The organism is Accumulibacter sp. (assembly GCF_029255125.1).
Classification (GTDB): Bacteria; Pseudomonadota; Gammaproteobacteria; order Burkholderiales; family Rhodocyclaceae; genus Accumulibacter.
In genome coordinates, this window is the sequence record NZ_JAPUVR010000119.1 from 1 (window position 1) to 9,864 (window position 9,864).

A 9,864-nucleotide genomic window follows, 5' to 3' on the forward strand; every position below is an offset into this window, starting at 1 on the left:
GGCGGGCATGGAACCTGCATGATCCTTGCCGAGCATGCTCACTCCTGGGAGGCGTGCTCGGTTCCGCTTCGCTGAAGGCGGAGCATGGCAAACTCAAACCAACTCTTCGAAGGGTCACATTGCTATGAAAATCAAGTCCATCATCGTTGCTTCCCTGCTCTCCATCGGACTCGCCGGCGCGGCCGTCGCGGCCGATCAGAAAGGCATGTCCGGCATGAGCGGCATGGAAGGTCAAAAGGGCATGTCCGGCATGAGCGGCATGGAAGGACAGAAGGGCATGTCGGGGATGAGCGGTATGGAAGGTCAGAAAGGCATGTCCGGCATGAGCGGCATGTCCGGCCAGAAGGGCATGAGCGGCATGAGCGGCATGGAAGGCCAGAAAGGCATGTCCGGAATGTCCGGAATGAGCGGCATGTCCGGCCAGAAGGGGATGTCCGGAATGGAAGGCATGGAAGGCAAGAAGGCCAAGAAAGCCAAGAAAGCCAAGGCCAAGGCCAAGCAGCAGGGCATGTCGGGCATGAGCGGCATGTCGGGGATGAGCGGCATGTCGGGCATGTCTGGAATGTCGGGCATGGAAGGCAAGAAGTAAGCTTAGGCTTAGACGGATTGTGCGCAGTTGGGCGCGGGAGAAGCGGAGCATTTCTCCCCCCTCCCGCGCCTGTTTTTGTCTGAAGGGCAAGTCATGAAATTCGGTAGCTTGAAAGGTTTGCTGCTGCTTGCACCATCGCTGCTCGCTGCGCAGCCAGCGGCGGTACCGGTCGGACAGGCGGCGGCAGGCAACACCTCGCCGCCCCTGGTTGCCGGGCTGGCCCCTTACCAGCGACCCGCAGGAGCACCAGCGATCGTCGAATTCTCGCCCGGTGCCGAATGGCGCAAGCGCGCCTTGGCCGGGGTCAGCGAACCGATACCCAAGAGCCTGGGCTTCCTCGACCAGCAGGGAGCGTGGTACACCCCGTTCAATCAGCCCGGCATGCCCGGCTACTATGATCTGCGGCAACTGCACGGCGCCCCCGCCAGCGGCTCGCCCACTGCGAAGAAGTAAGATCATGAACAAACTGCGCAACTGGATCATCGCCGGCCTCGTCGCATTGGCCGCGGCGTGCAGTCAGTCGGACAAGCCGACGAGCACGGCGGCCAGCCAGGACAGCGAGAAGGCTGGCCAACACCTGCGGGCGAGCTACAGCCCGCTCCACTTCAAACCGGCCATCGAAACGGCGCGTGACGACCAGTGTCTGGCCTGCCACAAGGAGGTGCTCGAGGACAAACCGCGCACCAGTTCGCCGGCCGGCGTAAAGACCGCGGACAGCCTGGCCTGGTACCAGCGGATCAGCACCTACAGCGGCGAACAGGATACCTTCCATCGGCGGCATCTGGTGACGCCGCTGGCCAAGCAGTTGATGGACCTGAAGTGCAACACCTGTCACCAGGGGCACGACCCGCGCGAGGAAGCGCAGGGCGCATCGGCGACTTCGGCGCCGCAAAGCGATGTCGGTTTCACGTTGCGCAAGCAGGTCAATCCGGAGACCACCTGCCTGAAGTGTCACGGGCAGATGCCGGCCAAGGAGATCATGGGCTTGCCGGCGGCCTGGCACGAGGCCAAGGACATGTTCGAAAACGATTGCCTGAGCTGTCACGCCGCCATCCGCACGACCCGCCACAAGGTGAACTATCTGAAAGCGGAGGCGATCGAGGCCGCCGCGTTGGCCGGCAAGGAGGCCAGGAAGGGTGGCGATGTCTGCTTCGGCTGCCACGGCGGCCGCCCCTGGTATCGCATCGCTTACCCCTACGCGCGCAATCCCTGGCCCGACATGCCGGCCGAAACGCCCGACTGGGCGCAGGGACGGGCCAGGCAATCGGAAGCGCGTTTCCTGAAGACGGAGCAGAAGCCATGAAAACCCCCCCGGTCGCCATCCTCAACCCGGCGCGACGCAGTTTCCTGAAGACGACGGCGGCCGGCGCCGCGCTCTCGGCGGCTGGCGGTGGCCTGCTCGAAATGGCGCTCGACGGCAAGCCGGCGAACGCCTTCGCCTATGCGCCGCATTACACCGACGATCAACTGACGACGGTAGTCACCTCGTGCGACCACAACTGCGGTTCTCGCCACATGCTGGTTGCCCACAAGAAGGGCGATGTGATCGTCCGTCTGTCGACCGACGACGGTCGCTACCAGATTGGCGGCGCCTTCGGCAAGGACACGGTCGCCGAACCGCAGTTGCGCGCCTGTCTGCGCGGCCGCTCGTATCGTTCACGGCTGTACTCGGCCGAGCGCATCCTCTACCCGATGATGCGCGTCGGCGAGCGCGGCGAAGGCAAGTTCAAACGCGTCTCCTGGGACGACGCGCTGAACCACATCGCGGCCAAGATGGTTGAATTGAAGAGCAAGTACGGACCGACCGCGATCCTCGACCAGGCCTATGCCGGAACCTCGTATGGCGTGCTGCACAAGTCGGATCAGATCGAGGGTTTGCTCGCGCGCTTCCTCGGCATGTTCGGCTGCCGGACCAATTCGTGGTCGGTGCCCAGCTACCAGGGAACGACGGCCAGTTCGCGCTGGACCTTCGGCACGATTCAGGACGGCAACGAGGATGACGCGTTTGCCTACAGCAAGCTGATCATCATGTGGGGCTGGAATCCGGCCTACACTTTCCACGGCGGCAACACGTTCTACTACATGCGGCTGGCCAAGCAGCAGGGCTGCAAGTTCGTCGTCGTCGATCCGCAGTACACCGACTCGGCCGCCGCTTACGACGCCTGGTGGATCCCGATCCGGCCCAACACGGACGCCGCGATGCTCGCCGGCATGGCGCACTACATCTTCACCAACAAGCTGCAGGATCAGGAGTTCATCGACGGCTACGTGCAGGGAATGGACGAAGGAACGATGCCCGACTGGGCGAAGGGCCAGGAGAACTTCAAGGACTACATTCTCGGCAAGTACGACCAGACGCCGAAAACGCCGGAGTGGGCGGCGCAAATCTGTGGCGTTCCGGCCGACGACATCAAGAAGCTGGCCGACCTCTACGCACGCACCAAACCGGCCGCCTTGAAGGCTTCCTGGGGCCCTGGCCGGAACGCCTACGGCGAGCAGTACAACCGGATGGCAGCCGCGCTGCAGGCGATGACCGGCAACATCGGCATCCTCGGCGGCTCGGCCGAAGGCGTCGGCAAGGGCTGGCACGCCGAGTCGGTCGCCTATCCGTACGACGAATTTGCCAACGTCTGGTGGGGATCGATCAAGTCCGATCGCTGGGCGCACTGCGTCCTCAACTACCCGAACGTCAAGCGCGAGGAAGTCGGCCTGTGGCCACGCGACGACGAACTCGACGGCAAGATCCCGAACATCAAGGCGATCTGGTGGCACGGTTCCGACTGGTTCAACCAGTTGACCAACATCAACAAGGAAATCGAGGCGGTCAAGAAACTCGAACTCGTCGTCTGTGCCGATTCGACGATCACTCCCTCGGGCCTCTGGGCCGATGTGCTGCTGCCGATCGCCACGCACTTCGAACGCCACGATGTCGCTCTGCCCTGGTACAAGGGCCATTACTACATTCACCGGCCGAAGACAATCGAGCCGATGGGCGAATCGAAGACCGACTTCCAGATCTTCACTGAGCTCTGCTACCGACTGGAGAAGCTCGACCCCTCGCTGAAGGACCTCGGCAAGCGCTACAACCCGCGTGCCGACCCTTCGTACTGGGACAATCCGGACCCGGTCGACGAAGCCTACCTCGACGCCTGGTGGAAGCGCGTGCAGGAACACCAGGGCGTCACCATGTCGTGGGAGGAGTTCAAGCAGCGCGGCGTGTACAAGTTCATTCTCGACCAGCCGCACGTCGCCTTCCGCGAGCAGATCGAAGACGACGAGCCTTTCGAGACTCCCTCGGGCAAGATCGAGATCTTTTCGACCGTCCTCGCCGAGATCACCGACTGGACGAAGACGCAATACGGCTATCCGATTCCAGCCATTCCGAAGTGGATCGAGCCTTTCGAATGGATGGGCCACGCCTCGGTCAAGGAGTACCCCTTCCACATGGTCAGCCCGCATCCGCGCTGGCGCACGCACTCGATCTTCAACAACATCCCCTGGCTGCGCGAAACCTATCAGCAGGAGATCACGCTCAATGCGAGCGATGCGCGCAAGCTGGGAATCGTCACTGGCGACATCGTCGAGGTCTGGAATGCACGCGGCAAGGTCGTCGTACCGGCCTACGTCACCGAGCGCTGCATGCCGGGCGTCGTCGTCCTGCACGAGGGCGTCTGGATGGATCGCGACCGACAGGGCGTCGATCGTGCCGGCAACCCGGACTTTCTGACCAAGGACGAACCTTCGCCCGCCGGCGCCTTTGCCTACAACACGATTCTGGTCAACCTGAAGAAGACAAACCTCGAACATCGTCCGGGCTGGGACAGCCTGGCCACTTCGCGCGCCTACATCTTCCGGCGCGACGCGTGAGGAGACGACCATGAACAACAAACTCGACATGGCTGAGGTCAAGGTTGCCCTCGAACGCAAGGTGGCACAGACCTACGAGCCGGTAAAACCGGCCGTACAGCTGGGCTTTGTACACAACAATGTCGATTGCATCGGCTGCCGCGCCTGCGAGATCGCCTGCAAAGACAAGAACGGCCTGCCGCCCGGCCCGCGCTTCCGGCGCGTGATGTACATCGAGGGCGGGACCTACCCCGATGTCTATGCCTACAAGGTCAACATGTCGTGCAACCACTGCGCCGAGCCGGCATGCCTGCCGACGTGTCCGACCGGGGCGATCTGGAAACGCGCCGATAACGGCGTCGTCGACATCGACTCGACGCTGTGCATCGGTTGCCGCCGTTGCGAAGCGGCGTGCCCGTTCGGCGCGCCGCAGTGGGACCCGATCGAAAAGATCGTCAAGAAGTGCAACCTGTGTATCGACGAACTCGAAGCCAATCGCAAGCCCTATTGCGTGATGGCCTGCATGATGCGCGTCCTCGACATTGGCCCGATCGACAAACTCTGGCAAGGCACGCATCCAACGCCGGCGATCGGACCACACGACAAGCCGGTCCGCCAGGTGAAGAACATGGCCAACCCGGAGCTGACCACGCCGTCGATTGCCTTCATCCCGCACAGCAAGGGGCGCGTCGAATGAGCCTGACGCTCGAAGTGGCGCTTGCCCTGGCCGAGGACGCCGCCACGCTTGCCGCGCTGCACGAGCGCGAGCTCACCCCGCCAGTCCTGCGCGAACTGGCGGCGATCGGCTTCCCTGACAACCTCGCCCTCCTGCCGAGGAATGCCGCGCAGGCCGAAGCCTTCACACTGATGCGCACGGCGGTGCTCGCTTGCGTCGATCCGGCTATTCCAATCGACGACCTGGCGGCCGAATTCGCCGCCATCTACCTGACGGGCGCCTACGGCGCTTCACCCTGCGAGTCGGTCTGGCTGTCGGACGAACATCTGATCTGTCAGGAAGCGATGTTCGAGTTGCGCGATCTGTACACCGCCTGCGGCTTCGCCGTTCCCGACTGGCGCAAGCGGCCGGACGACCACCTGGTCTTCCAGTTGCAGTTTCTCGCGCGGCGCCTGGCGGTGCTGCGCGACGACGCCGGCCTGCGCGCGCTGGCTGCGTTTCTCGACGAGCATCTGCTGCGCTGGCTACCGGACTTCGCCACACGCCTGGCCGCGCGTTGCGAGCAGCAGTTCTACGCGGCGCTGGCAATTCTGACCAACTCCTGGTGCCAGCAATTGCGCGACCACCTGGCCGAGCAACTGCACGAGCCGCGCCCGACACCCGAAGAGATCGTCGAACGTCTGCAGCCGCGCAGTCAGCGCCACCCGTTCGTCGCCCCGGTTCGCTTTGTGCCGGGAGGCGCTGCGCCAAGCTGGTAGAATTCCGCCGCCGGTGGAGGAGTCTGCCGTCCGTTTGCCGGGGAGGTCGTCTTGGCTGTTAATGCCGCTGCACGCAGAATTGCTCTGACGCCGGCCGCGCGCATGCGCATTCGTCGGCCGGCATGACCCCCCGACGCAACACCAATCTGAGCCGTCGCTTGCTGCGCGGCGTCCTGCTCGCCGCCGGCGGCGCGTCGCTGCTCCTCGGCCTGCTCTTCCTTGGCCTCTACCGGCAACAACTCGAACGCGGGCGTGCCGAAGCGTCGCTGCAACTCAATCGCATGCTGCAGGTGACCTGGGAAAACGCCATGTTGAAGCGCGACGTCGACGGCCTGCGCGACATCGTCGGCAAACTCGGCGAACTCCCCGGAATTCGCGACGTGCTGATTCTCGCGCCGGGCGGCGAGGTGCGCTTTGCCTCCGACCCGCGCAAGCTCGGTCAGCAGATGGCCGAAGTAGCAGGCGCAACCACCGCCGGCAGCCCGGTAAGCCGCTTCCAGCACACCGGCGACCGCGGCGAGGTCCTGCGCTCGATCAACCCGGTGCCGAATCGACCGCCCTGCCTGCCCTGCCATGGCCCGGTGGCGACGCATCCGGTCAACGGCGTCCTGGTCGTCGATTATGACGCGGCGCCGATTCGCGACAGCGCCTGGCGCAGCGCCGCGCTACTGCTGCTCGCCGGAACCGCGGTAATCGGGCTGACGCTGACCACACTCTGGCTGCTCCTGCGTCGCCACGTGATTACGCCGCTTGCCCGACTGGACGCAGCGACGCGCGCGCTCGCCGGCGGCGACCTGACGGCGCGTGCGCCGATCGTCGCGCCCGACGAGATCGGCCGCGCCGCCGCCAGCTTCAACAGCATGGCCGAACAACTGGCGCGCCAGCTGGCCCTGGCCGAGGCGCAACAGCGCTATCTGCAGCAACTGCTCGACGCGCTGCCCGACGGGGTGCGCGTGATTCGCGTTGCCGACAAGAAAGTCGTCCTGGCCAATCGCGCCTTCGCCCAGCAGGTCGGCCGCACGCCGGACGAGATCCTCGATCGCCCCTGCCACCAGGCCAGCCACGCGCGCAACGAAGCTTGCGTCGCGACGCTGGTGGTGTGTCCGCTGAGCGAACTGCAGCAGGTCGGCGCCACGCTGAAAGCCGGTCATCACCACCAGCGCGCCGACGGCAGCCTTTTCCCGGCCGAGATTCACGCCGTACTCGTCGAAATCGACAACGATGGACAGACCGAGCGCTATGTCGTCGAATCGGTGCGCGATCTCGGCCAGGCGGCGCGCGTCTCGCACGAGCAGCGCCTGTCCGAACTCGGCCTGCTCGCGGCGGGTATCGCGCACGAGATTCACAACCCGCTGGGTTCGGTTCGCCTGGGCGTACAGGGTCTGGTGCGCGACATCCGCGAGCGCGAGCTGGCGGTCGACCAGATCGTCGACTACATGGGGCTGATCGACCACGAAATCGACAACTGCATCGCGGTCACCCGCCGCCTGCTGCTCCTTGCCCGACCACCGAGCAACAGCCTGCAACTGGTCGTCCTCAACGAAGCGCTGAGCGATACGCTGCGCCTGCTGGAATTCGATGCGCAAACCCACGGCATCGAACAGCAACTCGAACTTCCGCGGCAAGCGCTGCGCGTCCTCGCCGACGAAGCCGAAGTTCGCATGATCTTCCTCAACCTGATCCAGAATGCGCACCATGCCATGCACCATGGCGGCCGCCTGACTGCGCGCCTGAGCACCGAGCAGGGCCGCGCGGTCATCGAAATCGGCGATACCGGGATCGGCATGGACGCCGAGCACGTCGCGCGCATCTTCGATCCGTTCTTCAGCCGGCGCGCCGACGGCGTCAGCGGCACTGGCCTGGGACTGACCATCGTCAAGAACTTTGTCGAGCACATGGGTGGCGACATTGTCGTCGACAGCGCGGTCAATCAGGGAACGCGTTTCCGCATACGCCTGGCGCTGGCCGAGATGGCGATCGAGGAGGTCGCGTGAAGAAGAAGACTCTGCTCATCATCGATGACGACACGCTGTTCAATGGCCTGCTGCGTCGACAGATGGAGGGCATGGGCTTTGCCGCCGTCGGCGCCGGCTCGTGGGCCGAGGCACAGCAGAAGCTGGGCGAAATCGAACCGAACGCGATCATCCTCGACTACAAGCTGCCGGACAGCAACGCCGAGCAGATTCTCGCCGAGATCCGTAGCCAGTACCCGGTGATCGTCCTCACCGGCTACGGATCGATCCCCAACGCCGTCCTCGCCATCCGCCACGGCGCCGCCGATTTTCTGACCAAGCCGGTAAACCTGGACGAACTCGAACTGACCGTCCGCCGCGTCCTGGAAACCGCCGAGCTACGCGAGTCGAATCAGTTCTATCGCACCCAGCTCGCCTCGCGTCGTCCCGGGCCGCTCGTTTTCGAAAGCGCCGCAATGCGCGAGGTGCAGGCGATGATCGACGCTGTCGGGCCAACCGACACGACCGTCCTCATTCTCGGCGAATCGGGCACCGGCAAGGAAATGATCGCGCAGGCCATTCACGACCGCAGCCCGCGCGCCCAGCGCGAACTGGTCGCCATCGATGGCAGCGGCCTGCAGGAAAGCCTCTTCGAGTCCGAACTGTTCGGCCACGAACGCGGCGCCTTTACCGGCGCCGATCGGCAGAAGAAAGGGCTGATCGAGGAAGCCGCCGGCAGCACGCTCTTCCTCGACGAAATCGGCGACATCGGCACCGCCATCCAGGCCAAGTTGCTGCGCGTCATGGAAACCTCCACCTTCCGTCGCCTGGGCGGCAACAAGACACTGACCACCGACGCACGTTTCATCGCGGCGACCAACCGCGACATCGGCGCCATGAGCCGCAGCGGCAGCTTCCGCAGCGACCTGTTCTTCCGCTTGTCGCGCTTCGTCATCACCGCACCGACGCTACGCTCACGCCGTGAAGATGTCGAACCGCTGGCGCGTCATTTTCTCGCCCTGCTTTCGCGCACCGGGCCGATGACGCTGACCCCCGAAGCACTACGCATCCTGAGCGCGTACGACTGGCCAGGCAACGTGCGCGAGCTGCGCAACGCGATCGAGCGCGCCGTCATCCTCGCCCGCCCGGGAACCCAGGTAAGAGCTGAGCACCTCGCATTCATCCCGCGCGAGCAGACCGGCGAGGTCGTCCTGCGCTTCGAGCACGAACCAACACTGGACGAGATCGAGCGCGAATACCTGCGCGAGGTCATGGTCCGCTACGGCGGCCACCGCCTGAAAGTCGCGACGGTACTGGGAATCAGCGAAAGGCACGTCTACCGCCTGCTCGAGCGCCACGGCGAGAGTCTCTGAAACCGGCGCGTAACCCGCGCGTGCGCAGATCGCACAGCCTGGTCGCACCCGGGCAAGCCAAGCCCGGTTCGCTCGGCAACCGGCAGCTTCTCCGCCAGTTTCTCCGCCAGCACTGCCACCCTGGCCCTCGTAGCTCCGTCCCTGCGAACGATGGTCTAGCGCCGACCGAAAACAAGGTCCCTATCGGCAAGCGGGGATATTCCATGATTCGCGCCCCTACCGTACGGCAGCCTGACAATCAAGCTTGGACTTGCGCGTATCTTCGCGAGAAGACGCTGTAGCTCATCGGGAGAGCGAGGAACACGGGCAAACGTCTGGTCGTCTTCACGAACTCGATATCTTCATTCACGCCAGAACGCCTTTAACCACCTCCTTGAAGATGCAGCATGGAAAATGCAGCACTTCTCGCCTGATTCTGTACTGAAGCGAAGAGCCAGCACGCTGGTCACGAGATAACCCAATAATGTTTCCACCTCGCGTGCACCTACACCCATTCCGACCAAATGGCGCATGCAATGAAAAATGAGCCTCTTGCAAAACTCGCAGTGCGAAGCCAATTTTCCGCGGCTGGAGGCAAGAGCGGGGGACGCGGGCTGCCACTTCTGGCATGATGTGGTTATCGAGACCAAGATCATAAGGCCCGCGAGATGGATACTACCCAACCCCAACG

At 64.1% G+C, this 9,864-nt stretch carries 8 protein-coding genes; all 8 read left to right on the plus strand.

Translation table 11 applies throughout. The features are described 5' to 3' along the window. Nucleotides 1-124 precede the first annotated feature (124 nt). A complete protein-coding gene (locus Q1L59_RS12350; RefSeq protein WP_300332599.1) occupies nucleotides 125-589 on the plus strand; it encodes a hypothetical protein in 465 nt (154 codons plus the stop codon). Nucleotides 590-682: 93 nt separating this feature from the next. Beyond that, nucleotides 683-1,042: a hypothetical protein gene (locus Q1L59_RS12355; RefSeq protein WP_300332601.1), complete on the plus strand. Its 360-nt coding sequence runs from the start codon at nucleotides 683-685 to the stop codon at nucleotides 1,040-1,042. Between the two features lie 4 nt (nucleotides 1,043-1,046). Then, nucleotides 1,047-1,892, plus strand: a complete 846-nt coding sequence (locus Q1L59_RS12360; protein WP_300332603.1) for a hypothetical protein — start codon at nucleotides 1,047-1,049, stop codon at nucleotides 1,890-1,892. Then, complete coding sequence (locus Q1L59_RS12365; protein ID WP_300332605.1) at nucleotides 1,889-4,456, plus strand: molybdopterin-dependent oxidoreductase; 2,568 nt, start codon at nucleotides 1,889-1,891, stop codon at nucleotides 4,454-4,456. Before Q1L59_RS12360 ends, Q1L59_RS12365 begins: the two co-directional genes overlap by 4 nt. Before the next feature lie 10 nt (nucleotides 4,457-4,466). Further along, nucleotides 4,467-5,132 (plus strand): 4Fe-4S dicluster domain-containing protein, encoded by a 666-nt coding sequence (locus Q1L59_RS12370; RefSeq protein ID WP_300332607.1) that lies wholly within the window; start codon nucleotides 4,467-4,469, stop codon nucleotides 5,130-5,132. Further along, nucleotides 5,129-5,869 carry a molecular chaperone TorD family protein gene (locus tag Q1L59_RS12375; protein ID WP_300332608.1) on the plus strand — a complete coding sequence of 247 codons (741 nt, stop codon included), beginning with the start codon at nucleotides 5,129-5,131 and terminating at the stop codon, nucleotides 5,867-5,869. Before Q1L59_RS12370 ends, Q1L59_RS12375 begins: the two co-directional genes overlap by 4 nt. A gap of 122 nt (nucleotides 5,870-5,991) precedes the next feature. Further along, entirely contained in the window at nucleotides 5,992-7,863 is a 1,872-nt protein-coding gene (locus Q1L59_RS12380) for an ATP-binding protein (RefSeq protein WP_300332610.1), read from the plus strand. Beyond that, nucleotides 7,860-9,194, plus strand: a complete 1,335-nt coding sequence (locus tag Q1L59_RS12385) for a sigma-54 dependent transcriptional regulator (RefSeq protein WP_300332612.1) — start codon at nucleotides 7,860-7,862, stop codon at nucleotides 9,192-9,194. Before Q1L59_RS12380 ends, Q1L59_RS12385 begins: the two co-directional genes overlap by 4 nt. Nucleotides 9,195-9,864 lie beyond the last annotated feature (670 nt).